This window comes from Bradyrhizobium sp. Leo78 (assembly GCF_059512425.1).
Genome location: NZ_JCAMOT010000225.1, coordinates 1 through 441, shown reverse-complemented (window position 1 = coordinate 441; position 441 = coordinate 1). Strand labels below are relative to the sequence as shown.

The 441-nt window shown below is 54.9% G+C and carries 1 protein-coding gene; it reads right to left on the bottom strand.

The features are described 5' to 3' along the window. A partial coding sequence (locus tag AC5ZG1_RS44405; RefSeq protein WP_496136572.1) for a PAS domain-containing protein occupies nt 1-346 on the bottom strand: 346 nt, incomplete at its 3' end. Between the last annotated feature and the right edge of the window lie 95 nt (nt 347-441).

Sequence of the window (441 nt, the reverse complement as noted above, 5' to 3'; positions counted from 1 at the left end):
CATCGGGATGAACGAGGCGGCGGGCGTCGACAAGAAACGTACGTTGGCCGATTGTCGGAAAATCATGCTTCACTTCAAAGCCGACGACGGCCGCCGCGCGTGGGATGATGGAGGATATGAGCTGCCGAAGCGCCGGAATATCCCACTGCCCATTGCCAAGCTCGAAGAAGTCCTGGGAGAGAATGTCATCCCGCTTGACCTCGAAAGCCTTGATGAACGCGTTGTTTGCGGTCGTAACATAGAAATGCTGATCCAGCACGACGACTGGTTGTGTCATGGTGTCAACGATGCCCTGAGCCTGTACGTGCCCGGTCTTCATCAGGCGATACAGATCTTCAAGCAACATGGATGCCATCCCCTCCTCGTGTTACGCCTAACCCACAGCCAGGATCTCTCGGTCAACAGGTAACCCCCTGCGTCTAAAGTAATCTTTTCTGCATG